Genomic DNA, 23483 nt, shown 5'->3' with positions numbered 1-23483 from the left:
TGGCTAGTTGATCTGGATCGGGCCTTGGGGCAGCTTCAAGAGCAGTTCGGCGCGTTTGGCGGCCCACCAAGCATCGAGGGCAGCCTCGTCTTTGAGCACCCCGCTGCTGAGCTTCACCGCCTGGGTGTTGGGCTCCAGGGCTTGGGCCGCGGCCGTGCGGGCGTTGGCAAAACGGGCCGCCAAACAGTCGGCCAGTTCGGCCCGACTGGTCAGGGAGCGCTGCTGCAGCGCATCCACAAGCTGATTGCGCTCCAACGGCTCGGCCTCAATGGTTTCCGCGGGGAGCTGGGCCGTCTGGGCAATGGTGGTGCGCTGCTCATCCGTCAGCGCCTTCCATTCGGCCGTGTCTTCCAAATCTTTCAGCTCGGCGGCAAGCACTTGAACCAGGTTCTTTTGGGCTTGATCCATCGCCGCGCTGAGGGCGTTCTCCACCTCTTGGAGCAGCGGTGCCACGTAGTCGGTGGTGGGATCCAGCAGGGAGCGCTGCTTAAGAATGGCAGCCACCTGTGGCTCTAGCTCCTGATGAACTGGAAGACCCTCGGCCTCGGATAGAAGAGTCACCAGGCGCTCCCACTGAGGTAGGCGCTTGTCCTTGCGATCCGCCAGGGTGCTGGCGTCATCCCACAGCGCCTGCAACTGGGCCTTGGCCTCAAGGATCGCCTTGAGCTGTTCGGGGCCGCTTTGCCCACGCAGTTCTGTGAGCAAAGGCGCAGCCATGGGTGCCGGCAGGGGAGCGGCACCACCGGATTGGGCAACCTTGTTCTCCATTTCATCGAGAAACTCGCTCGCCTTGGCTTCTTCCTCCCCCGGTTTGACACCCACCCCGGGGATGCCAAACACCCCGCGCACCCCCACTTTCTCGATGGCCGTCAGGCGCACTTGCTGCGGCACGAACTTGGCTTTCGCCAGGCTCTGCTGATCCAGCTGGCCCGGTGTGATCGTGTTGTTGCTGCCGTCCTTGGCACTGAGCGTGCCGTCGCGATGCAACGCCAGCAGCACCGCATCGATCGCATCCTGGGGCCAGCCATAGGGCGCGATCAGCAGCTCAGCCCGGATCGTGCTGCCTTCCTTGGCCGCTCCGATGGTGCTCAGCACCTGGCGAGCCACCGGGTGGGTTTCGGTGGCGCCCTTATGGCCCACCGCCTCCAGTGGGCTGTCGCTGCCTTGCCTCGCCCGCTTCACGGCCAGGCCCCAGCCGGCGGAGTCTGCCTTGGTGAACTCTGGGAACAGCCGCGCCAGGGAGGCCTCGGTCGCCGCGCTTTGCACCTTGGCAGCAAGCTTCGTTCCGTATTCCTCAGCCCCGCCGCCCTTGAACACCAGGGCATTGGTGATCACATCCCCAATCAACTCACCAATTCCTTCCTCCGCCCGGTTCTGGCGGCTTTGCATCGAGGAGCGGGCCTCTCGGCCCTCGTTCGTGGAGGGGGTGCCGTGATGATCAATCACCCGCTTGGCTGCGCTGGCTTCGATGATCCGGGCGTTCAGGTCGTCGGCCCCTCGACGCGGCAGAAACACATGCAGCACCGGATCATCAGCGCCGGCCTCGCGGGCTGCGTCCCGTACCTCCTTCTCACTGCAGCCCCAGCCGTCACGCACCCACACCACCACCCCTTCCTTGGAAGGAGCCGGCGGCTCACCGCTGATCCACAGCGCCAGTTTGCGCGCCATCTTGGCGTCACCTTGCGAGAGCTTCACGGCCTTGAGCTCCTCCTGGATGGCGTGGCCCAGCAGCTGCTCCCGTTTGCTACTCAGTTCGCTGGCGTCATTGCGCACCGCCTGCTTCTTTTCCTCGAACTGGCCCTGCCATTGCGCGCCTTCGGTGGTCTGCAGCCGGTATTCCTCCAGCCCGGGCTGATCGACCACCTTCATCAAGGTGCCGTCTTCCGCCATGGCCTCCAGCAACTTGGCTACGTCCTGGCGCAATTGGCCGCTGTCAGAGCGCAGATCCGCCACCATCAGATCCGCCAAGGAGCGAGCTGTTGCTCTGACCCCAAGATCGGCTCCCTGCTCCCGTGGGAGCCGACTGATCAGGAAGGCCAGCCCGCAGAGGCTCTGCTTCAGCTTGCCCTCAACGCTGTCGTCATCCAGTGCCGCGATTCGGTTGTTCAGCTCATTGAGCAACACCCCGGAGTTCACCAGATCTCCAGCCATCGCTTGGAACAACACATCACCGGTGATCACCTGGCCCACATCTGCAGCAGCGATGTCCTTCACCGCATCGAAGATGATCCGCAGCTGGGAGCGCAGTTGGCTGTTGGTGCCTTCAGCATCGACACTGCGGAAACAGGCTTCCCAAAAGCGGCGGCGGGTGGGCAACAGCGGATAGTCGGCCACCGCCACCTGGCGATCTTCCGAGCGTTCCTTGATGCCGCTGTCCTGGAGTTGTTTGGAGATCTCACCGGCATTGCCATCCAACACCTGTTCAACGGCAGCCTGAGCATCAGGCCGCTTCTGCAGGATCACCTTGCGGATCACCGTTTCCACGTCGGTGTCCGAGAGCTGCACGTTGATGCGGAAGCGGTCTTTGAGCTTCTGCAGTTGAGGTGTCTCTGATGACAACGCCGACTGGCCGGAGGCCACCAGCAACACCCGGCTGTCCAGTTCGGTTTGCAGGGCTTCGGCAAGCTCCACGAAATCGGTGGCGCGATCGTTGGAGTCGCTGATGTACTGCTGAACCTCATCGAGCACCAGCATCGTGTGGGGGAGCTCGCCACCATCGGGAGCGAGGGCCTTGCGCGCCAACTGCACAAAGTCCTTGGTAGTGATGTCGCCCTCCCGATCGGGGAACTGCCGGCCGATCAGATCAATGGCCTCCGTGATGCCAGCGGCCAAGTCTGGAATTCGCTCCAACACCGCACTGGCGATCACTGGGCTCACGTACAGGTCATCGAGTTCCTCAAACCAGCTGCAACCCTCTGCTTCCACCGCTGCACGCACCGCATCGAGATGCCCACCTTTCTGCAGCCAGAAACAGAACCGTGCCTGGGGCACCGTCTCTGGGAACCCTTGCGCCTTGAGCAGGATCGCCAGCACCGTGGCGCGCACGGCGTCTTTGGCGCCGGATGGCATGGCACCACTGGCCGCCACCAATGGCTTGCTGCTGCGCAGGGCCAGGGTGTCGAGCTCCTTGAACTGGGCTCGCACCGCATCCGGCAGCTCCAGCACCAGATCTCGGGCCCGTCTGCCGCCACCAAGATCGGTGTTGGCCCAGAGATGCCCGAGCATCTTCTGCAAGTGGGACTTGCCACAGCCGTAGAAACCTGCAATCCAGGCAGCGTTCTGGCGCGCCTGGCCCTGCTGGCTGAGGTAGCTCTGCAGGATCACTTCCATCGCCCGGCCGTACTGGCCGTCGCACACGAAGGTGTGAAGCTCAGCCTCCAGCTCCTTACGGGCGTTGTCGTCGTCGAGGGTGGTGATACGTGCCTGGCCGTTGTTGGCCAGCGGGCTGGTGCGCGGGTCGCGCTGCAGGGTCTCGAAGATCTTCTTGGTCATGCCACCGCTCCTGTGGGGTGGCGGGTGATGCCCACCGCCATGTAGTTCCAACCGTCGCGGGCGTCGAGCAGCCGGTAGTTGTTGCCGTCCTTCTGGCCGGGGAAGAACACCACCAGCCGGCCCTGGATGTCGCGCTCGATGTCCTTGATCACATCGGAGAGCCGAAGGAAGCCAAACAGGCTTCCCGCCCCCAGCACAGCCACGACGTCGTTGTCCCCGCCCTGTTCCAGCTGAGCCTTGGTCAGATCGCTCACATGCTGAAGAAAGGCCTTGTCGAGCTTCAGACGAATCTTCTCTGGACCGTTGAAATAGGAGTCCCGGTACTTCATGACGGCCATCCAGTCGGCAAAGGCAGTGGTGAGGTCAACCAGCTGCCAGCCGTGGCCGGCAGCCTTGGTGCGCTGCTCAAATTCGCCAAGCTTGCCGCGCAGCTGCCGCTCAAGCTCCTTCTCGTACACCAGCATCACCACCCGGTTGGCAGCGGGAAGGCCCTGCTGCCACGGAGCACCGATGTGGTCGCCGTAGCGGTGGGCCAGTTCATCGATCCGGCTCATGAACGTGCTCTCTCTTGGAGCGGATCGAGCCCAGTGGGGTCAATCGCCAGAACACCACCACCGTGACTCGCCTCCAGCAAGCCCAGACGTTTGGCCTGTAACGCCAGCTCGATCAATGCCGAGGGGGAGCAATCGAGCACGGACGTCCAGAGCGTATTCAGCAGCCCCTTGCCGCGTCGGCCTTCTGAATAGCCAAGCCAGAGCGAATAGGCCACAACGGTGGGGCTTGGCGTGACGGACTGGCGAACCTTACGCACCTTTCCCTGCAGATGGCCCGTCTGGGTCCAGCTACTAGCTGTGTTTTGGGCCACCGCTGTCAGCACCCTGGGGCTCAGCCGCTCCAACGTGAACGCCCGAATCGCTTCAATCAGGTCGCTGCGGCTGAGCACAGTCCCAGGGGCCATGCCCATCACCAGAGGAGCCGAAGAACGCAGTAAGGGGTCCCTGGCTAGGCCAGTGAGCAGCGCCAGCAGTGGCCGGGCCTGGGAGTCGATGTCCCAGAGGCGCCGCATCACTCGGAACATGGGCTTGGAGGGATCCAGCCCATGCAGGGCCTTCAGGCGGCTGGCAGTTTCCTTCCGGGTCGTCGCGGTCCGTTTACCCAGCACATTCTCCTCCACGATCGCGATGCGGTAGGCCTTCGTCGGTGCATCAGCCGGTACGGCCTCAAACAGGGCGACCAGCTCCTGGAGCATCAGGGTCTTGCTGGTGTGGGGCCCGCTGCTGGCGATGCGGAAGCCGAGGGCCGCTAGGTCTGGCGAGGAAGCTGCTGCTTTCGGGAGCTTGGGGCTGGAGCGGCGGGCGGGCATGCGGCGGAGGGAGCTGGCAGCCCTGGGAAGGCACTGATGGGGGCCGCACCAAGGTTGTCTGCGCATGCAGGCCGGCAGCGTTCTTGCGGCAGTCTGCCGCTTGGCAACGGCAGGTGCCGCCGAGCTTCTGGGGTCGTCACAGGCTTCGCTTCATTGATGCGTTGGGTGCATAGGTTTCGGCGCACGCTGCCCTTCATTCAGTGGCAGGCCTACACCATTGGTCTGCCCAGACTTTGATGCGCTCCTTCACCACCATGCAGCCGAAGCGCTTCCACGTATTCCGTCTCGATCCCCAGACCTGAGTCCTCATCCGGCGTCAGCCGCTTCATGCCCACATGGATCAGGCAGGCCAGCGCCAGGTCGCTCCAGCTGCCTGGCAGGGTCTTCAGGGTGCGGTTGGTGCCTGGCTCATTGATCTGCAGCCCGCTCTGACCAACGGCCGCCACCTCGCTGATCACCGCCATGAACTCGGCCTGGTCCATCGCCTGGAAGCGGCGCAGGGCATCGAGGCAGTAGGTCACCGCGTCCTGCCTCAAACCATTGCTGCTGGCCTGGCGTAGATCGCGTGCGGCCACCTGCCCCCGCAGCGCCTTGGCCTGCTCACCCAGCTCCCCAAACGGTTGCTGCTCGATCACCCGTAGCAACAGCGCATCGGCCTCGTCGCGGTGCTCGCCTGGATCCAACTCCAGCAGCGCCTGGGCCAGGCTCAGGCTGGCCACAGCATCGTTTGGTGCCACCGCCAGGGCATGCCGGAACCGTTCTGCCCCTGCCGCCAGGGCGCCCGCCGCGGTGAGCAGGCTGCCCAGGGTGCGCAGCGCATAGGGGTTGCCAGGCTCCAGCTCAATCGCGCTCTCCAGCGCCTGGCGTGCTTCTGCCTGGTCCTGGTCCCGCAGGGCTGCCACCCCCAGGGCCACCTGGGCATTGGCAAACGAAGGATCCACCGCGACCGCCCGCCGCCGCAGCTCGCGGGCCTCCTTCAGCTGACCCTCATCGCTCGCCACCATGCCCAGGTTGTAGAGCGCGTCACGGTTCTCTGGTTCCGCTTCCAGCAGGGCCACCAGCAACGGCCGGGCCTCGCCGTAGCGGCGCTGCTTCAGCAGCGGGGTGATGGCCGCCATCGCCTCGGCTGTAGGAGTTGCACTCTCAGTTGCTGGGCTCCAGTTCACTTCGATGCGCCCGTTGGCAAATACCACATCCACCCGGCCGCCCATGGCGCCATAGGCCTGCTGGAAGTAGTCGGTCACCGCCCGGTGAAAGGCCGCGCTGCCCGGCTTACCGCTGTCTTCCGGCAGCAGCTTCCGATCGAAGGTCGTCTCCTCGATCGTGAACGAGGTGGCCTGCATGCCCATTCAGCAAACCCCAGCGGGATAGGCAGGCTGCCAGTTGTACCAGCGAGCAATCCCGAGCTTTTCGGCCCAGGCGTCGATCATCTCCCGATCCGGATCCGCCGTAGTGGCCTGCTCTCGGGTGGTGGCGATCAGCTCCCGCGCCAGCACCTCGAACCCTGCCGCCTGATACGGCACCGCCAGTGGCGGCAGGCCCACCAATTCAGCGGCCTGGAAGGCATAGGCCGCGTTCATCCCCCGGCTGGCCTTCACGACCGCGGCAGGAGCCAGGCGGTCGATGTCGGCATTGAGGCTGGGCACGTTCTGCTGCACCTGCTCCTGCAGCACCGCCGCCTGCAAGCCCCGCAGCTCCGGTGCCTCCTCAAACAGCCACCTGTCAGCGCACAGCCCCGGTCCTATTGAGCGCAGCTGCACCATCAGGCCGTTGTAGAAGCCCAGCCCCAGCTCCCGCGCCCGGGCCAACGGCAGCTTGCCCTTGTGCAGCTTCTCCACCTGCGACACCACCTGCTCGCGCGCCTCCCGCTTCTCCGTGAGGTTCACCCGCAGCTCCTGGGGAACCTCCACCAGCCGCAGCAGCAGCGCCGCCTCAAAGGCCACGTGATAGCTGCTGGCCTCGTCATCCTGCCTGAACAGGATCAAGTGCGCCTGCCGTTCCTTGTTGGCGGGCTTGAGGGTGGCAAGGGTGCTGAGACCGGGCTCCTGAGCCACGGCCACCGGTAGTCCGCTGACCGCTTCCACCCGCTGGAGGATGCGGGTCACGGCCGGTAGGAGCGCGTGCTCAACCATCGCCAAGAGGCTGCTGCGGCAGGAGTGTCCCCACGGTATCGGCCGCTCCTCGCCTCCCCAGCGAGGATGGGAAGCCTCCACGAGGGTGGGGCCGTTTGCCAGGGGCACCGTGACGGCGATGGCGCCGATCAGCCCTGGCAGCTCCCTCGTGCTGGCCACCGTCGCCTGACCTGATGGCGAGAGCAGCCAGGTGAACGTGGCCAACCTGGAGCTTCAACCGGGCAACCCGCCGCTCAGCGTCCTCAGCTGAAGCCCCTGGCCGGTGGCCGTCGACCAGGCGGCAGCAGCGGCACCTCGATCGTGCAGCCCTCCTCCATTGGATATCCCTCCATCTCCAGATGCAGGTCGCCGCAGAACACCGACAGGGGCGGATCCAGATCGATCGCCTCCAGCAGGGCCAGCACGATCTCCCCGGCGCTGTCGCTCGGATGCCGCTTCAGGGTCATGCGGAAGCGGATGGAAGTGAAGCGTTTGAGATCGGGCCGTGCCGAGAGCACATTGGTGCGCAGGAACCGGCCGATTCCGTACTCGGTCTGGTTGACGAACATCACATAGGGACGATCGTCACCGGGTCCTGGCAGTTCGTCCTGAGTGGTGATCGTGAGGTCGGCCATGGTGGTGCTCAGGCCTCGTTGCAGCTTGTGTTCCCGCTCTGAGCGTCGAACAGCGGCCCCAGCGGCACCACCCCCAACTGGCCCTGTTCCACCACCTGGAGTCCGGATGGATTGGGCTGATCTGGCCCAAACAGCTCCACCGGCGGAGCATCAGGACCGAGTGGCAGTGGGTTCTGCCGGTAGCGCTGGCGCGGCATGAAGGGAACTCATCGAGGCGGCCTCCAGCATTGAACATCCGATCGGTCTCGCTGGTGCAGATCTCCTTCCGGGAGATGAGAGCTCAGTGCATCAGACGCTCCCGCAGGAACTGATCGCTCAAGGCCACCGCCGTGGCCCAGTTCTCCGCCTCGCTGAGGCCGGAGCTGCGGGTGGGCTTGAAGCTGTGGTCACCGCTGGGGATCCAGCGCAGCTGCACCTGCGGCGAGAGGACGTAGGTCTCCACCTCCTCGCGGCGACCGAACGTATCCCGCTCCCCCTGCAGGATCAGGGTGGACGCCTCCAAGGCGCTCAGGTGCTCGGTGCGCAGCTGCAGCGGTTTGCCGGGCGGGTGAAAGGGATAGCCCAGACAGAGGCAGCCGCGCACCCGATCGCTGGCGGCCAACTCATCGACCAGCAGGCTTGCCACTCGGCCGCCCATCGACTTGCCGCCGATAAACAGCGGCCGGTCCGGCTCCTCCATCTGCTCGAGCCGCGCCTGCTGGCGGAACGCCTCCTGCAGCACTGGCATCCGGTCGGGTCCCTGACGCCTGCCCAGGATTCGCTGCCGGGCCATGTACGGGAATTCAAAGCGCACTACCCGCCAGCCCTGCAGCACCAGGCCGCTGGCGATCGCCGCCATGAACGGGCTGTCCATCGGTGCGCCGGCCCCATGGGCCAGCAGCACGGAGGCCGGCGCGGCGTCGGGTCCATCGATCAAGGGAAACGCCTCGGCTTCCATAATTAGGCACCAAAGCAACGGTTGCAGCCGCAACATCTGGAGCCTGCTCCAGCAACCTTCCCAAACCTCGCCCATGTCCGGTTATTCGATCCGGCCCATGCGGCCTGCAGATCTGCCCCAGGTGACCGAGTGGGCGCGGCGGGAAGGCTTCTGCCCTGGCCCATGCGATGTCGACGACTATCGCGACACCGATTCTGACGGCCTATGGGTGGGCTGCCTTAACGGCGAGCCTGTGGGGTGTATCGCCGGCGTCCGCTACGACGACCAATACGGCTTTATCGGCCTGTTCCTGGTCCGCCCTGAGCACCGCGGCCATGGTTACGGCGTGGCCCTCTGGGAGCAGGCCCTGGCCCACCTCGAGGGGGTGGCCTGCGTGGGACTGGAGGCGGCCGATGCGCGATTGGTGGACTACACCGGCTGGGGGTTCACCGCCGCAGGCGCAACCCTGCGCTGGCGGCGGGACACAGGTGGCCGGGGGGATCGCGACGCCGCTGCGCCCGAACCAGAGGGGATCACCCTGCTGCCGGCAGCCGCCGTGCCCAAGGATGTGGTGCAGGACTATGACGCCCGCCACGAGGCCACTCCCCGGCCGCTCTTCCTGGGCCGCTGGCTGGGGGAGCCGGACTCCGGCGCTGTTCTGGTGGCGCTCGACGCCGAGGACTGCTGTCGCGGCTACGGCCGCATCCGGCCCTGCCTGCTGGATGGGCTGGAGCGGGCAGGGGGCTGGCGGCTAGGGCCGCTGATTGCTGACAGCAGCCCCATTGCGCAGGCCCTGATCGATCAGCTGACCGCCCACCGCCATGGCCCGGTGTTGATCGATGCGCCGGAAGCCAACCCCCGCTCTGGACCGCTGCTGCAGTCGGCGGGCTTCTCGGTAGTGAGCCATACGGTGCGCATGTACCGCGGTGGGCCACCCCAGCTACCGCTGCAAGACCTCTACGGCTTGGCCTGCCTTGAGCTGGGCTGAAATGGTTAGGAACAGGAAGGATTTGGTGTCAGCCGAGTGGCCGGCGCGCAGCGATCCCCGCTGGCCCCGCAGAAGGCCTGCCCAACAGTCGCCGCCTCAAGCCCGGTCAGCTGGACGCGCTCAAGGCGAGCTGCCTGAATGTGCTGCACCAGCAGCTGTTCCAACCCGGCGGCACTGGAGCGCAACTCTGGGAGCTGAGCCTGGTGAGCCGTCTGTTGAACGATCCCGCCATCGGTGATCGCACCAGTGGGCTGCTGGCGGTGATCGAAACCCCAGAAGCGATGGAGGCCTACTTGCTGCGGTCCCAGGGCCAGGACGACTTGAAGCGCAGGGCCAAGCGCTGCGTCGAGGCGGTCCAGGAAGCAGGCCGGCTGGCCTGTGCCCGGGGCTGGCTGAGTCAGGAATAAACCCCTATTGCCCCTGCCGGTAGGCCGATCGTTCACGTATCAGTTTCGGAGGCCCAACGATGGATGACACCCCCCGGCTGCAGTAGCTCACCGCGTCCTGCCGTAGCTCCTGGGGCTGCTCCTGCCGCAGATCCCGGGCGGCGATCGCGCTGCGCGCCTTCTTGACTTTGGCGGCCAGCTCCCCGAAGGGTTGGGCCTCGTTCGACTGGAGCAGCTGGTGATGCTGATCGCCCAGCAGGTGGGTGTGCCCCATGAGGTGATCGAGCGGCGGCTGTTTTCCGCCCCACCCTCCCCATGAGGCAGAAGGGTGGCCAAGACAGCTTCAGCGCTCTATATTCGCTATTCGCGAATGGCGAATTAATGCCTCCGACGTTGGCCCGATCCCCCTCCAACCCTCAGCTCGTCCTGCGCCCGCAGGATCTGGTGGTGCTGCTGCGCCTGGCTCTCGATCATGGCCCGGCGCCCACCTATGCGGACCTTGGCGCCGAGCTGGGCATGACGGCCTCTGAGGCCCATGCGGCGGTGGAGCGTGCCGTGGCTGCCAAGCTGGCGACCAAGGGTGTCGATGGCAAGCCCTCGGTGGTACGTGCCGCCCTGAGATCCTTTGTGCAGCACGGCGCCCGCTACTGCTTCCCGGCCAGCCAGGGCGGCCTGACCCGCGGAGTGCCCACTGGTTACGCCGCCTCGCCTCTCAACGAGCAGTTCCGGTCAGGCAACGATCCGCCGCCGGTTTGGCCGTGGAAGAAGGGCACGGCCCGTGGCATCGCCTTCTACCCGCTCTACCCGAGTGTCCCTGAGGCGGCGGCGCGCAATCCGGCACTGGGCGAACTGCTGGCCCTGTTCGACGCGGTGCGTGGCGGCAGCGCCCGTGAACAGGCCCTGGCCGTGGCCCTGTTGGAGGAGCGGCTGCAGCCATGAACCCCAACGATCCCAACGTCTCCCTGCTCGAACGGGCGGCTGAGCATTTGGGAGATCCCCTGCTCGATCAACTGGTGTTTGTCGGCGGGGTGGTGGCCGGTGTGCTGATCACAGATCCCGCCATGCCGGACATCCGGCCCACCCAGGACGTGGATGTGATCTGCCGAGTCATCGCCAGGTCCGACTACTACCAGCTGGGGATGCAGCTGAAGAGACGGGGCTTCCAGGAAGACACACGGCCCGGCGCACCACTCTGCCGCTGGTGCATCGAGGAGATCATCCTCGACCTGATGCCAACCCAGGGCGAGATTCTGGGCTTTTCCAATCGCTGGTATCCCCTGGCCATGGATACCGCCCAGCTTCAGGCGTTGCCGAGCGGTCGCTCGATTCGGATGGTGAGCGCACCGGTTTTCCTGGCCACCAAGCTGGAGGCCTTCCACGGGCGTGGCCAGGGAGAGTTTCTTTTCAGCCACGATCTGGAGGACCTGATGGCCGTGGTCGACGGTCGTGAGTCGCTGCTGGAGGAGTGTCGGCTGAGCCTGCCTGAGCTGCGGAACGATCTCGCGGCACAGTTCAAGGACCTCTTGGCGACGCCCGCTTTCGTCGAGGCACTTCCTGCGTTTCTCCCACCTGATCAGGCCAACCAGCAACGACTGCCGGACTTGCTTGAGACGCTTCGTGCGATCACAGCTCTGGCGGAGCCTTGACCATCTGATCCCCCCAAGCGGTTGCCACCACCTGAGCAGGAGCCTGAGGATTGACGTAGTAGCTCGGCGCAGCCGGTGGCTGGATCCAGCTCCCGCCGGAACCGCCACTCCAGCAGCAGCCCCCAGCACCACGTCAGCGATGTGCAGGCGGCATCGCCCAGCCTCTCGGCGCTGACGATCCGCACCACCTCGCTGCCATGGCAAGGGTGGGGGGCTCCTACCCGCCTCCGTAATTGACGCGACCCGCCAGGACGACCTCTAGCCGAAGGCTGCGCAGCAGTGGCGTCGTGCCAAGCGCTACATCGAGGCGGTCCAGGAAGCGAACCTGCTGGCCCGGATCCGGGGCTGGCTGACTCAGGCATAAACCCCTATTGCCCCCATCAGCTGGCCGGCCGATTGTGAGTTCATCGACAATCGGGAGGCTCCAGAGCATGGAAGACACCCCACCTGAGCATCCTTTAGGAGTGCGCTGACGATCCGGTCCCTGCTCCAACACTCTCGACGGATCACTCACTTCCCTGGCGTGTCGCGGCTGTTTGATTGGCTGCAACGCCGTCCATTGCACCGTTAACGGCCTCGCCTCAGGTGCCCCGGACCCAACGGGAGGTCCCACTTGTCAACTGGCCCCAGGTGCCAGCGTCAGCAGCTCCGCCCCCACCAACCCAACTGCTTCAGAGCCCGGTGGCCTCGTCACCGGGCTTTGTCGTGCAGGCCCCTTGACCCATGGAGAACCTGGCCTAGCCAGGTGGTGCCGTCAGCATCGGGCCGAGACCGGAATGACGTCTAACGTTGAAGCCTCAGCCCATGAGGTTGGCGAAAGCCGCTGCCGTCATGACCCCAGCCGATCAAGCCAGCCAAAACCTCGAAGCTCCCTTCTCCGTCCGCCGCAGGCAACGTGGGGGGAGAAGCGTCATGCAGGTGAGCAGTTCGGTGAGCGCCATGGAGGCTCTGCGGGCACGGATTCGGGCCCAGAGCAAAACCGTGGCCGAACACATCGCGGCTGATCCGGACGCCAACTCTTTCATCGGCGACTGGGCCACACCTGAGCTCCTCGGCCACTGAGCGCAAGCGTGGAGCTGAAGGCAGGGCAAATTGTCACGGTCGACTGGCGCAAAGATCCAGATGACCCCGATCAAGACCCTCACCCCCCGGAGCCCAACAAGCTCAGACCGGCTGTGGTCGTGCAAGATTGCGAACTGTTTGACCTTGCTTATCCCACAGTCCTGGTGGCGCCGATGACGAGCGACCCCGAACTGGCCATTCCCGACCTGACTGTGGTGCTGCAACCCAGCTCGGCCAACGGCTGCAAGAAGGTGAGCTATCTGCTCCCTCAGAATCTCACTTGTGTGGCCAAGACACGCATCACCACAGCCACTGACTCCTGCGTCACCCCCGCCGAGCTGCAGCAACTGCGCCAGCTGGTGGTGCTGGCCATCGGAGGGCTCACCTGAAGGATGAGGCGGCCATCGCCAGTTTCAGCAGATCACTCCTCGTCGTCAGCCCCGCCGGCGGGCACCAGGCGGATCTGCTTGCGTCCCAGCTTGATCTCGAACTCATCGCCGGGCTGCAGATCCAGAAATGCGGTGTAGGCCTTTCCGATCAGCAGATTGCCGTTGCCTTGCACGGTGGCCACGTAGCTCAGCTTGCGGCCGCCCTTGCCCACAGCGGCCGAGCTTGAGCCCAAGCTGACGCCTTTGGCCTCTAAAAGAGCCTCGTAAAAGGCGGTGAAGTTCAGCCGCTCGCTGCCGTCCTTCTTGGTGCTGACGTAGCCAGCGGCCCTGACCAGATCGGACTTGCTGGCATCACCGAGTTCCTTCACTTTGGCCAGTAGATCTGCACCAGTTAGTGCCATGGGTGGATTCCTTGAATTTCCCCACAACGTACCGGTTGGTCGACAGCGAACCAGTACCCAATGCAATCGCTAGTCGTTACGGCCGGGCCTGACGCTTGCTGCCACCGCAGTCTTCCCAGGATTTCAACAGGATGTTCAGCTCGCTGCGCAGGGCCTTGAGTCCCAAGATCCGCTGCTGAATCTCCTCGGCCTTGGCGGCAATGGTGGTCTTGAGCTCGTCGCAGGTGCAGACCCCCGCCCGCCGGGCATCGAGAATCTGGCGCACGTCGCTCAGTGGGATTTCCATAGCCCGCAAGGCCCGGATCAGTTCCAGGTCCTGATCGATGTTCCTGTCGAACAAGCGGTAACCACCTTGGGAGCGCCCGATCGGCCAGATCAACCCTTCATCGCTGTAGAAGCGAATGGTTTTGACGGGCAGGCCCGAACGCTCGGCCACCTCGCCAATTTTCATGGCTCCCTCCGCCTCGGCCCCGGTGCTGGGGAGCACCGCACTCTTGATCCTTGCCGCCGGGACGGCCATGCGCTTGCCGATGGTTGGATGGTTGCTCGATGGCATGTTGGTAGAAGCTGCGGAGACCACTTGACTCTCCATCTGATGGAGACTGCATCCTAGGGTTAGTCCCATGGATCGTCGAGCGAATGCGCCTCAAGCCTGCTTTGTTCCTTGCCTCACTGGCGCTGCTGCCGCTGGCCCCCCTGGCAGGAGCCCGTGCGCAGATGCCGATGAACCACGACATGCACACGATGCCCCAGGGTGGCCAGGCACCGGCCCAGCCTGATTCGATGAACCCCGCATCTGGCGCCCATGCTGGTCATGCGCACGAGGTGGGCCCAGCGGGCTCCACTTACGACCTGCGCTTCATCGACGGCATGGTGCAGCACCACACCGGTGCGCTGCGCATGAGCGAATTCGTCTTCGGCATCGGCCAGCCCGGCGTTGGGCACCTGGGCAGGGCAATCTGGCGCGATCAGGCGGGCGAGATTCGCGCCATGGGCCTCTGGCGCAAGGCCTGGTACCCCCAGGCGCCGGTCTATCCGGTGGCGCTGACGAGCGGCGGTGATCCCAACAGCCTCTCGGGCCTCAGCCGCATGAGCCAGGCCCAGATCGACGGCATGCGGATGATGGTCGACAGCCCCACCAAGGAGAACCGGGTGGTGTGGTTCCTTGAGGGAATGCTCGATCACCACGGCGGAGCACTGATCATGGCCCACGACGCCTTAGCCAAAAGCACCAATCCGACGATCCGTCGCTTCGCTGTGGGCGTGATCGTGGCGCAACGGGCGGAGATCATGCAGCTGCGCAAGATGTTGGCCGTGGAGGGATTACGCAAGCCGGAGTACCACAAGTACGACGCCCTTTTCACTCTCTGACCAGCCGCTGGCCTGGCCGACGACCGCTTCTTTTCATTCATGTGATTCGGCCGGATGATCCGGTCAAGACCTACGAATCCATTCACACCCGCAGAGCGAATCATGACCTTCTCTCGCTTGTTCCCGATCGCCGCCTTGGCGATGCTCTCCCAGTTGCTCATGCCAACGCTGGTTCACTCCCAGGCGAACGACATGTTCCCTACCAAGTCCGCTGCTGAAAAGCGCGCCAAGGAGCTCAAGTGCACTGGCTCGCTTGCCATGGGAAGCGAGTGGATGCCCTGCGCCAGCTTCGAGACATACCAGAAGGCCGTGTCGAAAGAAAAGTGAGCCGTTGGCTCGCCTAATGCCCCTCGATCAGAACTCTTCGGCTCACCTTGCTTTCTTTATGACCATGAAGACTCATTCTTCTAGAACCGACCTTGGTAGTCGTGCTGCCCTGATCCTGGTGCTCACTGGCGCCTTGGCTGTCTTGATGCCGCCTGGCGCAGAGGCCCATATGCAGGGCATGTTCAAGACCAAAGCCGATGCGGAGAAACGGGCCGCTGAGCTCAAGTGCAAGGGCGCTTTCGCGATGGGTTCGGTGTGGATGCCCTGCGCCAACGAGCGGGCTCTCCATGAGGCCCTGCAGAAGAACTGATGACCGGCCCAAGCAGTACCTTGCGCAAGCGACACCTTCGGCGGCGCCTTCATCGCGCCCTGGTTCCGATCGCCGCAGTGCCGCTGATCATCACCGCCCTTTCCGGCTCGATCTACGGCCTGCTGCTGGCGAACAACGTCGAGGCCTTCTGGCTCATGAAGATCCATACCGGCAATTTCGGAATCATCAATCTTCAGCCCTACTACTCGGTGATCATCGGAATCCTTTCACTGCTCATCGCGATCTCTGGAGTCGCTCTGTTCGTTGGCGGGCGCCGTAAGAACACCTCAACGGCCTAGAAGAGCGCCACACTGATTCAGTATCGAACGGCCACGGAGGCTTGACTCTCCAGCATGCTGGAGAGATTAGTTTGCACCAGTAGGCCGTCGAAAGGGGAGACAACCCGATGACATCCACGACGACAAAGCCGTCCTGTTGCCAGGACGACGGCAGCGGCACGTCGACCCCAGATATGGAGCGGGAGCTGGCCCATGAGCTCACGCTCCTGCGCCGCAAGGTCTCCGTGGCGGCGGTGCTCACCGGCCTGGTGGTCCTCTCAAGCCTGCCTCACATGCTCGGCGGGATGCATCTCCCCTTCCTGCCGGACTGGTTCACCAGTCCCTGGATCCAGCTGATCCTCACCACGCCGGTGCTGTTCTGGTGTGGGCGGGAGTTCTTCACAGGCGCTGCCTCGGCCTTTCGCCAACACAGCGCCGACATGAACACCCTGGTGGCGGCCGGCACCGGCATCGCCTGGCTCGCATCCCTCGTCGCCACCTTCGCTCCCCAGCTGCTCACCGCGGAGGGGTTGCCAGCAGACGTCTACTACGAGACCGCTGCGGTGATCATCAGCCTGATTTTGCTGGGCCGCCTGCTGGAGGCCCGAGCCCGGGGCCAGACATCAGAAGCAATCCGTCGGCTGCTCCAGTTGCAGCCGCCCACCGCCCGTGTGCTTCGCGACGGTGTGCGGCAGGAAATCCCGGTGGCGCTGGTGGTACTTGGTGATCTGGTCCAGATGCGGCCCGGCGAGAAGCTGCCCGTGGATGGGGTGGTGGTGGAGGGCAGTTCTTGGGTGGAGGAATCGATGCTTACCGGTGAACCCACCCCTGTTGAAAAGGCTCCCGGTGACAGCGTGATCGGCGCCTCGATGAACCGCAGCGGCAGCTTCAGCTTCCGTGTCAGCCGCGTGGGAGCCGACACCGTGCTCGCCCAGATCGTGGAACTCGTGCGTCAGGCCCAGAGCTCCCGCACCCGGGTGCAGAAGCTGGCCGATCAGGTGGTGGGCTGGTTCGTGCCGGTGGTGATCGCCATCGCCATCGCGGCCTTTGTGGTCTGGTTCCTCGTCAGCGGCAATCCGGTGCTGGCGATGCTCTTCCTGGTGAGCGTGCTGGTGATCGCCTGCCCCTGTGCCCTGGGCCTGGCCACGCCTACTTCGATCATGGTGGCCTCCGGCAAAGGAGCCGAGAGCGGGCTGATCTTCCGCAGCGCCGAAGCGCTGGAAACCGCCGGCGGTCTGCGCACGATCGTGCTCGACAAGACCGGCACTCTCACCCTTGGCCACCCGGAAGTGACCGATTTCGAGCGACTGCCCGCTGGCCAGCTGCCGGTCCAGACCCTGCTGGCCGCCGTCGCAGCCCTGGAGGAGCGCTCGGAGCATCCGCTGGCTGAGGCGATCGTGGGCTACATCCGCCCCCAGCTCCAGGATCCGCAGCTGCCGGCTGTGGAGGGCTTCGAGGCGGTGGCGGGCCTCGGGGTGCAGGGCACGGTGGCCGGGCTGAGGGTGCTGGTGGGCACACCCCGCTGGTTGAGCGAACTCGGCCTCGACATCACGGGCCTCACACCCCTGGTGGCACGGATGGAAGCATCGGCCTGCAGTGTCGCGGCGGTGGTGGTGGACAACCGAATCGAGGCCTGCTTCGGCATCGCCGATCCGCTCAAGCCCAGCGCTGCCGCCGCCGTGGCCGCCCTGCGGCGCCTGGGCCTGCAGGTGGTGCTGCTCAGCGGCGACGCCCGCCGTACCGCCGAGGTGGTGGCCGCCCAGGTGGGGATTGAGCGGGTGATCGCCGAGGTGCGTCCCGCCGACAAGGCCGCGGTGATCCGCCGGTTGCAGGAGAAGGGGGAAGGCCCGGTGGCGATGGTGGGCGATGGCATCAATGACGCCCCCGCCCTGGCCCAGGCCGACGTTGGCATCGCCATGGGCACCGGCACCGATGTGGCGATCGCCGCCAGCGACATCACCTTGATCTCCGGCAACCTGGCCGGGGTGCCGGCGGCGATCGAACTCAGCCGCCACACGATGGCCAACATTCGCCAGAACCTGGTCTTCGCGTTCGCCTACAACGTTGCCGGCATCCCCGTCGCCGCCGGTCTGCTGTTTCCCTTCACCGGCTGGCTGCTGAGCCCGATGATCGCCGGCGGCGCCATGGCGTTCAGTTCGGTTTCGGTGGTGACCAATGCGTTGCGGTTGCGCCGTTTCAGGCCCACTCCACTCCCCGTTGCGGCACCTTGATGTTGCTTCCTTTTCTGATGGCGGGGAGTGCAGCCCGCGGTGCGGCTGAGCCCCTCTGGCGCTCGATCGAGCAGCCCTCGGGCCTGAATGTGCTGGTGTTCATGGTGGGTCTGGCCCTGATCGCCTGGGAGCTTTGGTGGTTCCTGGGGCGCCATGGATCGGGCGTGGCGGCCCGGGTAGGAGAGCAAGGAATCCAGGAAATCACCATCACGGTGGATGGCGGCTATGCCCCCGCCCGGATCAAGGCGATGGCCGGCCGCCCGCTGCGGCTGTCCTTTCACCGCATCGATCCCAGCGGCTGTGTGGCCCAGGTGATCTTCCCTGACTTCCACAAAACCCTCGATCTGCCCCTGAACGCCACCACCAAGTTGGAGTTGCCGGCCACTGAGCCGGGGGTTTATCCCTTCCACTGCGGCATGAACATGGTGCGCGGTGTGCTTGAGGTGAGCTAAGCAGCAATCTCCAGAGTGCCCATCATCCCCAGCTCCTCGTGATCAAAAATGTGGCAGTGGTACACGCTGCGGCCGGTGAAGTCTTCAAAGCGGGTGCGGACCCGCACAGTCTCCCCCGCTCGGACCACCACCACATCTTTCCAGGCCCGGTAAGGCTCGGGGGTGCCATGGCGACTGATCACCTGGAACCGGTTGACATGCACGTGAAAGGGGTGATCCATAATCCCGTCGTCGTTCACCAGTTCCCACTCTTCCGTGTCACCGAGTCGCACGCGGGTGTCAATCCTGCCGTGTTCATAAGCGCGGCCGTTGATCGTGAACACCATGCCCAGGCCAGGGACCATGCCGTGGTTGAGAAGAAAGCGGCGGGTGCGCACCGGCTCCGGCAGAGGGGTCACCGGCAGCAGGCGCTCGGGTAACGGCAGGGTCGCCACAGATCCCTCGTACTCCAAGGTGGCGACCGGCAGCGGCCCCTCCTGAGCAGTGCCTTGGCCTTGGTTTCGGGCCATTCCCATTCCCATCCCTCGGCCCATTCCTCTGCTTCGGCCCATGCCGCCCATCATTCCGCCAGAGCCACGGGCATAGGGAAGGTTCAGGAGCCGGTAGCGGCCGCCCTGCCGTTCGCCCCGCACCAGCACCTCGGCCCGCTCGCCTGGGGCCAGCAGCAGCTCAGGTAGCTGAACCGGAGTCTCGAGGGCACCGGCATCGGTGGCGATCAGGTGGAAGGGATGGTCCTCCAGGGACAGCCGCCAGAAGCGGGCATTGGATCCGTTCACGATCCGCAGCCGCAGCAGGCCGCCAGCGGGGATCGTGAGCGCAGGATTCACCTGGCCGTTGACGGTGAGCACCGCTCCCTCCCGCCCCAGCATCCTCCCCATGCCCATCGGGCCGAAATTCCCATCTCCGGGGAGATCCTTGAGGAAGAGCACCTGTTCGCGGGCCGCTTGCACCTCGGGGATGCGATCAAGGTCACCCCGCACGATCAGTACACCGCCCAGGCCGCCGAACACCTGATCGGCCACGGTGCCGTGATGGTGAGGGTGGTAGTAGCAGGTGCCGGCAGGGTGGTCGGCGGGCAGGCTGAACTCGTAGGTCTGGCTGGCCCCCGGGGCCACGCTCAAAAAGACGTTGTCAGCGTTACCGCTGGGCGGAATGTGGAGACCGTGATAGTGGAGATTGGTGGGGAGATTCAGGCGGTTGTGCAGCCGAATCCGCACGGCGTCTCCGGGTTCGACCTCCAGCAATGGACCAGGCAGCAGGCCGTTGTAAGTGAGCGCCGTTCTGGGGCCACGGGGAATCGTCACGGCCGTCTCCTGCGCCACCAGATCCACGTCCAGCCGCCCACCGCTGGAGCGGAAACGTGATGGGTTCGGTGCTTGGGAGACGCCGCCTGAGCGCAGGGGGGCGGAGCGTCCCATCAGGGCCGTACCCGCGACGGAGGCGGAGGCCCCTGCCGCGAGGGCGAGGAAGGAGCGGCGACCGAAATGGGAGGCCATCGACATCCTCAGGCGTCCACCTTGAGGAACGGTTTGATGGATCCATCACGAGCGAAGGAGAAGACCGTGTAGGACTCCTTCCGCAAAGTGGACTCCATGCCCGGCGAACCGAGAGGCATCCCCGGCACAGCAATCCCCGCCACCGCCGGTCGCTGGCGCAACAACCGGCGGATGGCCTCGGCCGGAACATGACCCTCGATCACGTACCCCGCCACCGTGGCGGTGTGGCAGGACGCCAAATCCCTGGGGACTCCACGGCTGACCTTGATCTCATCGAGATTTTTCACCACGTGATCCACAACGCTGAAGCCCTCAGCGCGGAGGTGTTTGAGCCACCCCTTGCAGCAGCTGCAGCCAGCGGAGCGGTAGGCCATCACTTGCAGGCTCCTTGCCTTGGAAACGCTCGGCATGCCTCCCTCAGCCAGTGCTGGCCGAGAGCTGGACAGCCAGAGCAGGGTGCCAAGACCGGCGGCACTCAGCCCAGCCAGCATCGCGGCGAGCAGTGGTCCGCGGCGCTGCACCCCAGACCAGTGGTGGTGAAGGGGGCGAGTGGGACTGATTTTCCGGCTGGCCATCACACCGACAGACGCAGAAGTTCAACCATAAGGGCTCCAGTAAAGGGGAGAGTCAAGCAATGGTTGGATCGACCGTCACGCTTTCGGAAGCACTAGACGTGGCCACCCCCCATCACCACTGGGGCTCGCAGGGGCTCAAAAACGGGCGAGGAGGTGTGCCTGCGCGTGAGCTTCCGGGATTTTCCGGGGCGCACTGTTGACCACTGCAACAACCTCAACCACGAGGATCTGGGGCTGATGGGGGTGCTGCAGATCGATGAGTGAATGGTCTGACTCTTCTCAAGCTGATCACGCCCATCGTCGCCAAAGACACAGGACTCGAATTGATCCGTGCATGCGCCACGTCCTGACCCTGTTAATGACCTGTTGCTGGCTGGCAGCCCCGGTGATGGCGGCTGAATTGGAGCCGTGTCAGAGACTGCTGGATCAACGCAATGCCCTGGCCGAGCAGGCCATGAAGGCCGAAATCGCCCTGGTCCGTACCACCCGTGAACGGATCTGCCCGGTGCTCAGCCAGCAGGCCGATGGGGCCAACGCCAACGACCGCAACGGGCTGACCATCGACTACCAGGCCCTGCTCGAGTGCCGCCACAAGGCGGAAGAACAGTTGGTGCGCAACCAGCGGGTTCTCTACGTCAATCGCCAGTGGTTCAGGTTTTACACAGCGGCTGGAGCCAAGCTGGCCCGGCAAGCCGATCGGCTGCTGCAGCCGTTGCGGGATCAGGAGTGCCCCCAGCTGCGTTGATCAACAACCTGTGGCCACGCGGTGATGGCCAGACCCTTGACCCTGAAGCGACTACAGGCTGTTTGCTGGGATCTGGATGACAACACCATGGCGGATCCTTGCTGCAGCAGCGGAACCAGCGAGCAGACGGCCGGAGCCCTCCCAGCGCCGCAGCCGGCCGCCGGTACCGAAAGGTTGTTTCGGATCAGCGCCATGGATTGCGCCACCGAAGAAACCGAAATTCGCCATGCCCTCTCAGGGCTCGACGGCATCCGAGGTCTGAGGTTCTCGCTGGCCGAGCGGGTTCTGGCGATCGATGCCGAAACAGCTGCGCTCAACTCCGCGCTCGCCGCGATCCGCCGGCTGGGGTTCAACCCGGAGCCGATCAGCCCCGATCACCGGCCGTCCGCCGCCCAGACCCGCGCCGAACGCCGCCGTGAACGGCTCCGCCTGGCGGGCTCCCTGGCGCTGGCGATCACGGCGGAGCTGCTGCATCTGGTCGTTCCCGCCTACCCGGGCCATGAACTGCTGGAGATCGGGATCGCCATCGCCGCGATCGCCCTGGCGGGCTTCTCCGTGTTTCGCAAGGGCCTCGCGGCCCTGCGCCAGGGCCGGCTGAACATCAATGCGCTGATGAGCGTGGCGGTCACGGGTGCTTTCCTGATCGGCCGCTTCCCGGAAGCCGCCATGGTGATGGCGCTCTATGCCGTCGCCGAGGCGATCGAAGCGCGGGCGGTGGAGCGGGCCCGCCAGGCGATCACCAGCCTGATGGCCCTGGCCCCCGATCAGGCGGAGATCCGCCAGAGCGATGGCCGCTGGCAACGGGTGCCGGCCAGTGCTGTGGCCATCGGAGCTGTGGTGCGTGTCCGCCCGGGCGAACGGCTGCCGCTCGATGGCACGGTGCTCAGCGGCGAGAGTGCGATCAACCAGGCCCCGATCACCGGCGAAAGCCTGCCGGTCGACAAAGGTCCAGGGGATGAGGTGTTTGCGGGCACGATCAACCAGGGCTGCGCCCTCGACATCAAGGTGACGGCGCCGGCTTCCCACAGCACCTTGGCGCGCATCATCCAGGCCGTGGAGGAAGCCCAGGCCTCCCGTGCCCCGATCCAGCGCTTCGTCGATCGCTTTGCGGCCCGCTACACCCCGGCCGTGTTCGTCATGGCCCTGGCCGTTGCCCTGCTGGCGCCACCCTTGCTGGGGTTCACCCCACTCCAGGCGATCTACAAGGCCCTGGTGCTGCTGGTGATCGCCTGCCCCTGTGCGCTGGTGATCGCCACCCCGGTCACGCTGGTGAGCGGCCTGGCCACCGCCGCCCGCCGCGGCATCATCATCAAAGGTGGCCTCTACATCGAGGAGGCCCGCAAGATCAAGGTGCTGGCCCTCGACAAGACCGGCACGATCACCCTGGGGCAGCCCAAGCTGGTGGCCTTCTCCCCTCGGCAAGAAGGGGCGGACGCTGGCGCACTGAAACAGCTGGCCAGCAGCCTGGCGGAGCGCTCAGACCATCCCGTGTCGCGGGCCATGGCCGCAGGCCTCGATGGCGAGCGGCTGGCCGTGGAGGCCTTCGAGGCCCTGCCGGGGCGGGGGGTGCGCGGCCTGATCGCGGGGCGGCCGCTCATGCTGGCCAACCACCGCTGGATCGAGGAGCTGGGGCTCTGCTCCAGCGAACTGGAAGCCTCGATGCAGGTTCACGAGCACCAGGGCCATTCGCTCAGCCTGCTGGCGGATGACAGCGGCGTGCTCGCCCTGATCGCCGTCGCCGACACCGTTCGGCCCAGCTCCGCGGCAGCCATGGAGGCCCTGCGAGCCCTCGGCGTCACCCCGGTGATGCTCACGGGCGACAACGCAGCCACCGCGACTGCGATCGCGGCCCTTTCAGGAATTGAGGAGGTGAGGAGCAACCTGCTGCCTCAAGACAAGCTCGAGGCGGTGGCCGATCTGCAGGCCCGCTACGGATTCACGGCCATGGCCGGCGATGGCATCAACGATGCGCCGGCTCTGGCCCAGGCGGACATCGGCTTTGCGATGGGGGCCGCGGGCACCCACATCGCCATCGAAGCCGCCGATGTGGTGATCATGAACGACGATCTGATGCGCGTTCCGGAAACGATCGCTCTCTCTCGCCGCACCTTCCGAATCCTGCGTCAGAACATTGCGCTGGCGCTGGGAATCAAGGCCCTTTTTCTGGTGCTCACCGTGGCGGGCAATGCCACGATGTGGATGGCGGTCTTTGCTGACATGGGCACCAGCCTGATCGTGATCGCCAATGGTCTTCGTCTTCTCCACCAACCCATCTTTGAGCGGATCAGAGTTTGAGCCAGCCAGGAAAC

28 protein-coding genes are annotated in these 23483 nt (G+C 65.2%); 15 read left to right on the top strand and 13 right to left on the bottom strand.

Annotated features, from left to right (window positions below; translation table 11 throughout):
* Positions 1–3: 3 nt before the first annotated feature.
* From brxC to ACXMDY_RS05625, 8 genes are all read right to left on the bottom strand, one after another.
* On the bottom strand, positions 4–3492 hold the full coding sequence (gene brxC, locus ACXMDY_RS05660) for a BREX system P-loop protein BrxC (RefSeq protein WP_259727792.1): 3489 nt from the start codon (positions 3490–3492) through the stop codon (positions 4–6).
* Positions 3489–4046 (bottom strand): DUF1788 domain-containing protein, encoded by a 558-nt coding sequence (locus ACXMDY_RS05655; protein WP_259727791.1) that lies wholly within the window; start codon positions 4044–4046, stop codon positions 3489–3491. Before ACXMDY_RS05655 ends, brxC begins: the two co-directional genes overlap by 4 nt.
* The gene (locus ACXMDY_RS05650) at positions 4043–4855 is read right to left on the bottom strand and encodes a hypothetical protein (RefSeq protein ID WP_457767458.1); all 813 of its coding nucleotides are present in this window, start codon (positions 4853–4855) and stop codon (positions 4043–4045) included. Before ACXMDY_RS05650 ends, ACXMDY_RS05655 begins: the two co-directional genes overlap by 4 nt.
* A gap of 209 nt (positions 4856–5064) precedes the next feature.
* Positions 5065–6198, bottom strand: coding sequence for a tetratricopeptide repeat protein (locus ACXMDY_RS05645; protein WP_457767457.1), 1134 nt, complete (start codon positions 6196–6198; stop codon positions 5065–5067).
* A 6-nt stretch (positions 6199–6204) separates the two neighbouring features.
* Positions 6205–7191 carry a hypothetical protein gene (locus ACXMDY_RS05640; protein ID WP_457767456.1) on the bottom strand — a complete coding sequence of 329 codons (987 nt, stop codon included), beginning with the start codon at positions 7189–7191 and terminating at the stop codon, positions 6205–6207.
* Between the two features lie 38 nt (positions 7192–7229).
* The gene (locus ACXMDY_RS05635; protein WP_259727786.1) at positions 7230–7601 is read right to left on the bottom strand and encodes a hypothetical protein; all 372 of its coding nucleotides are present in this window, start codon (positions 7599–7601) and stop codon (positions 7230–7232) included.
* Positions 7602–7609: 8 nt separating this feature from the next.
* On the bottom strand, positions 7610–7798 hold the full coding sequence (locus ACXMDY_RS05630; protein ID WP_259727785.1) for a hypothetical protein: 189 nt from the start codon (positions 7796–7798) through the stop codon (positions 7610–7612).
* A gap of 83 nt (positions 7799–7881) precedes the next feature.
* Positions 7882–8517, bottom strand: coding sequence for an alpha/beta family hydrolase (locus tag ACXMDY_RS05625; RefSeq protein ID WP_457767455.1), 636 nt, complete (start codon positions 8515–8517; stop codon positions 7882–7884).
* Positions 8518–8635: 118 nt separating this feature from the next.
* Here ACXMDY_RS05625 and ACXMDY_RS05620 point away from each other — a divergent pair, with 118 nt between their 5' ends.
* Positions 8636–9505, top strand: a complete 870-nt coding sequence (locus ACXMDY_RS05620) for a GNAT family N-acetyltransferase (protein ID WP_399254047.1) — start codon at positions 8636–8638, stop codon at positions 9503–9505.
* Between the two features lie 140 nt (positions 9506–9645).
* Complete coding sequence (locus ACXMDY_RS05615) at positions 9646–9912, top strand: hypothetical protein (protein WP_259727782.1); 267 nt, start codon at positions 9646–9648, stop codon at positions 9910–9912.
* Between the two features lie 4 nt (positions 9913–9916).
* Here the strand turns inward: ACXMDY_RS05615 and ACXMDY_RS05610 are convergent, their stop codons facing one another.
* Positions 9917–10165: a hypothetical protein gene (locus ACXMDY_RS05610; RefSeq protein WP_259727781.1), complete on the bottom strand. Its 249-nt coding sequence runs from the start codon at positions 10163–10165 to the stop codon at positions 9917–9919.
* A gap of 119 nt (positions 10166–10284) precedes the next feature.
* Here ACXMDY_RS05610 and ACXMDY_RS05605 point away from each other — a divergent pair, with 119 nt between their 5' ends.
* From ACXMDY_RS05605 to ACXMDY_RS05585, 5 genes are all read left to right on the top strand, one after another.
* Entirely contained in the window at positions 10285–10830 is a 546-nt protein-coding gene (locus ACXMDY_RS05605) for a hypothetical protein (RefSeq protein ID WP_457767454.1), read from the top strand.
* On the top strand, positions 10827–11537 hold the full coding sequence (locus ACXMDY_RS05600) for an ArsA family ATPase (RefSeq protein WP_259727779.1): 711 nt from the start codon (positions 10827–10829) through the stop codon (positions 11535–11537). Before ACXMDY_RS05605 ends, ACXMDY_RS05600 begins: the two co-directional genes overlap by 4 nt.
* A 75-nt stretch (positions 11538–11612) precedes the next feature.
* Positions 11613–11774 carry a hypothetical protein gene (locus tag ACXMDY_RS05595; RefSeq protein WP_457767453.1) on the top strand — a complete coding sequence of 54 codons (162 nt, stop codon included), beginning with the start codon at positions 11613–11615 and terminating at the stop codon, positions 11772–11774.
* A gap of 675 nt (positions 11775–12449) precedes the next feature.
* Positions 12450–12599 carry a hypothetical protein gene (locus ACXMDY_RS05590; RefSeq protein ID WP_259731629.1) on the top strand — a complete coding sequence of 50 codons (150 nt, stop codon included), beginning with the start codon at positions 12450–12452 and terminating at the stop codon, positions 12597–12599.
* Between the two features lie 8 nt (positions 12600–12607).
* On the top strand, positions 12608–12988 hold the full coding sequence (locus tag ACXMDY_RS05585) for a type II toxin-antitoxin system PemK/MazF family toxin (RefSeq protein ID WP_259727777.1): 381 nt from the start codon (positions 12608–12610) through the stop codon (positions 12986–12988).
* 32 nt (positions 12989–13020) lie between these two features.
* Here the strand turns inward: ACXMDY_RS05585 and ACXMDY_RS05580 are convergent, their stop codons facing one another.
* Together ACXMDY_RS05580 and ACXMDY_RS05575 are read right to left on the bottom strand one after the other, a co-directional pair.
* On the bottom strand, positions 13021–13389 hold the full coding sequence (locus ACXMDY_RS05580) for an AbrB family transcriptional regulator (RefSeq protein ID WP_259727794.1): 369 nt from the start codon (positions 13387–13389) through the stop codon (positions 13021–13023).
* A gap of 76 nt (positions 13390–13465) precedes the next feature.
* Entirely contained in the window at positions 13466–13945 is a 480-nt protein-coding gene (locus ACXMDY_RS05575; protein WP_311133744.1) for a MerR family transcriptional regulator, read from the bottom strand.
* A gap of 83 nt (positions 13946–14028) precedes the next feature.
* Between ACXMDY_RS05575 and ACXMDY_RS05570 the strand changes: the two genes are divergently transcribed.
* The 6 genes from ACXMDY_RS05570 to ACXMDY_RS05545 all read left to right on the top strand — a co-directional run bounded on the left by ACXMDY_RS05570 (position 14029) and on the right by ACXMDY_RS05545 (position 18358).
* Complete coding sequence (locus tag ACXMDY_RS05570) at positions 14029–14760, top strand: DUF305 domain-containing protein (protein ID WP_457767452.1); 732 nt, start codon at positions 14029–14031, stop codon at positions 14758–14760.
* A gap of 102 nt (positions 14761–14862) precedes the next feature.
* Entirely contained in the window at positions 14863–15087 is a 225-nt protein-coding gene (locus ACXMDY_RS05565) for a DUF3721 domain-containing protein (RefSeq protein ID WP_259727775.1), read from the top strand.
* 145 nt (positions 15088–15232) lie between these two features.
* On the top strand, positions 15233–15397 hold the full coding sequence (locus ACXMDY_RS05560; protein ID WP_259727774.1) for a DUF3721 domain-containing protein: 165 nt from the start codon (positions 15233–15235) through the stop codon (positions 15395–15397).
* Complete coding sequence (locus tag ACXMDY_RS05555; RefSeq protein ID WP_259727773.1) at positions 15397–15696, top strand: hypothetical protein; 300 nt, start codon at positions 15397–15399, stop codon at positions 15694–15696. The genes ACXMDY_RS05560 and ACXMDY_RS05555 overlap by 1 nt, the downstream gene beginning before the upstream one ends.
* A 107-nt stretch (positions 15697–15803) precedes the next feature.
* Entirely contained in the window at positions 15804–17906 is a 2103-nt protein-coding gene (locus ACXMDY_RS05550) for a copper-translocating P-type ATPase (protein ID WP_259727772.1), read from the top strand.
* On the top strand, positions 17906–18358 hold the full coding sequence (locus tag ACXMDY_RS05545) for a cupredoxin domain-containing protein (RefSeq protein ID WP_259727771.1): 453 nt from the start codon (positions 17906–17908) through the stop codon (positions 18356–18358). The genes ACXMDY_RS05550 and ACXMDY_RS05545 overlap by 1 nt, the downstream gene beginning before the upstream one ends.
* Here ACXMDY_RS05545 and ACXMDY_RS05540 read toward each other — a convergent pair.
* The gene (locus tag ACXMDY_RS05540; RefSeq protein ID WP_457767451.1) at positions 18355–19854 is read right to left on the bottom strand and encodes a multicopper oxidase family protein; all 1500 of its coding nucleotides are present in this window, start codon (positions 19852–19854) and stop codon (positions 18355–18357) included. The genes ACXMDY_RS05545 and ACXMDY_RS05540 overlap by 4 nt on opposite strands.
* A gap of 8 nt (positions 19855–19862) precedes the next feature.
* Positions 19863–20429, bottom strand: coding sequence for a DUF411 domain-containing protein (locus tag ACXMDY_RS05535; protein WP_457767450.1), 567 nt, complete (start codon positions 20427–20429; stop codon positions 19863–19865).
* Between the two features lie 334 nt (positions 20430–20763).
* On the opposite strand from ACXMDY_RS05535, the gene ACXMDY_RS05530 reads away from it, so the two are divergent.
* Entirely contained in the window at positions 20764–21174 is a 411-nt protein-coding gene (locus ACXMDY_RS05530) for a hypothetical protein (protein WP_457767449.1), read from the top strand.
* 87 nt (positions 21175–21261) lie between these two features.
* Complete coding sequence (locus ACXMDY_RS05525; RefSeq protein ID WP_457767448.1) at positions 21262–23469, top strand: heavy metal translocating P-type ATPase; 2208 nt, start codon at positions 21262–21264, stop codon at positions 23467–23469.
* Positions 23470–23483: the final 14 nt, after the last annotated feature.

It is taken from the genome of Cyanobium sp. ULC082 (assembly GCF_977927535.1).
The sequence above is the reverse complement of the archived record's forward strand: the minus strand, read 5'-3'. Positions and strand labels throughout refer to the sequence as shown.

Excerpts from the sequence above, each read along its gene's own strand:
- brxC (WP_259727792.1), bottom strand. The coding sequence starts at position 3,492 with ATGACCAAGAAGATCTTCGAGACCCTGCAGCGCGACCCGCGCACCAGC.
- ACXMDY_RS05655 (WP_259727791.1), bottom strand. The coding sequence starts at position 4,046 with ATGAGCCGGATCGATGAACTGGCCCACCGCTACGGCGACCACATCGGT.
- ACXMDY_RS05650 (WP_457767458.1), bottom strand. The coding sequence starts at position 4,855 with ATGCCCGCCCGCCGCTCCAGCCCCAAGCTCCCGAAAGCAGCAGCTTCC.
- ACXMDY_RS05645 (WP_457767457.1), bottom strand. The coding sequence starts at position 6,198 with ATGCAGGCCACCTCGTTCACGATCGAGGAGACGACCTTCGATCGGAAG.
- ACXMDY_RS05635 (WP_259727786.1), bottom strand. The coding sequence starts at position 7,601 with ATGGCCGACCTCACGATCACCACTCAGGACGAACTGCCAGGACCCGGT.
- ACXMDY_RS05630 (WP_259727785.1), bottom strand. The coding sequence starts at position 7,798 with ATGCCGCGCCAGCGCTACCGGCAGAACCCACTGCCACTCGGTCCTGAT.
- ACXMDY_RS05620 (WP_399254047.1), top strand. The coding sequence starts at position 8,636 with ATGCGGCCTGCAGATCTGCCCCAGGTGACCGAGTGGGCGCGGCGGGAA.
- ACXMDY_RS05610 (WP_259727781.1), bottom strand. The coding sequence starts at position 10,165 with ATGGGGCACACCCACCTGCTGGGCGATCAGCATCACCAGCTGCTCCAG.
- ACXMDY_RS05600 (WP_259727779.1), top strand. The coding sequence starts at position 10,827 with ATGAACCCCAACGATCCCAACGTCTCCCTGCTCGAACGGGCGGCTGAG.
- ACXMDY_RS05590 (WP_259731629.1), top strand. The coding sequence starts at position 12,450 with ATGCAGGTGAGCAGTTCGGTGAGCGCCATGGAGGCTCTGCGGGCACGG.
- ACXMDY_RS05580 (WP_259727794.1), bottom strand. The coding sequence starts at position 13,389 with ATGGCACTAACTGGTGCAGATCTACTGGCCAAAGTGAAGGAACTCGGT.
- ACXMDY_RS05575 (WP_311133744.1), bottom strand. The coding sequence starts at position 13,945 with ATGCCATCGAGCAACCATCCAACCATCGGCAAGCGCATGGCCGTCCCG.
- ACXMDY_RS05570 (WP_457767452.1), top strand. The coding sequence starts at position 14,029 with ATGCGCCTCAAGCCTGCTTTGTTCCTTGCCTCACTGGCGCTGCTGCCG.
- ACXMDY_RS05565 (WP_259727775.1), top strand. The coding sequence starts at position 14,863 with ATGACCTTCTCTCGCTTGTTCCCGATCGCCGCCTTGGCGATGCTCTCC.
- ACXMDY_RS05560 (WP_259727774.1), top strand. The coding sequence starts at position 15,233 with ATGCCGCCTGGCGCAGAGGCCCATATGCAGGGCATGTTCAAGACCAAA.
- ACXMDY_RS05555 (WP_259727773.1), top strand. The coding sequence starts at position 15,397 with ATGACCGGCCCAAGCAGTACCTTGCGCAAGCGACACCTTCGGCGGCGC.
- ACXMDY_RS05550 (WP_259727772.1), top strand. The coding sequence starts at position 15,804 with ATGACATCCACGACGACAAAGCCGTCCTGTTGCCAGGACGACGGCAGC.
- ACXMDY_RS05545 (WP_259727771.1), top strand. The coding sequence starts at position 17,906 with ATGTTGCTTCCTTTTCTGATGGCGGGGAGTGCAGCCCGCGGTGCGGCT.
- ACXMDY_RS05540 (WP_457767451.1), bottom strand. The coding sequence starts at position 19,854 with ATGGCCTCCCATTTCGGTCGCCGCTCCTTCCTCGCCCTCGCGGCAGGG.
- ACXMDY_RS05535 (WP_457767450.1), bottom strand. The coding sequence starts at position 20,429 with ATGGCCAGCCGGAAAATCAGTCCCACTCGCCCCCTTCACCACCACTGG.
- ACXMDY_RS05530 (WP_457767449.1), top strand. The coding sequence starts at position 20,764 with ATGCGCCACGTCCTGACCCTGTTAATGACCTGTTGCTGGCTGGCAGCC.
- ACXMDY_RS05525 (WP_457767448.1), top strand. The coding sequence starts at position 21,262 with ATGGCGGATCCTTGCTGCAGCAGCGGAACCAGCGAGCAGACGGCCGGA.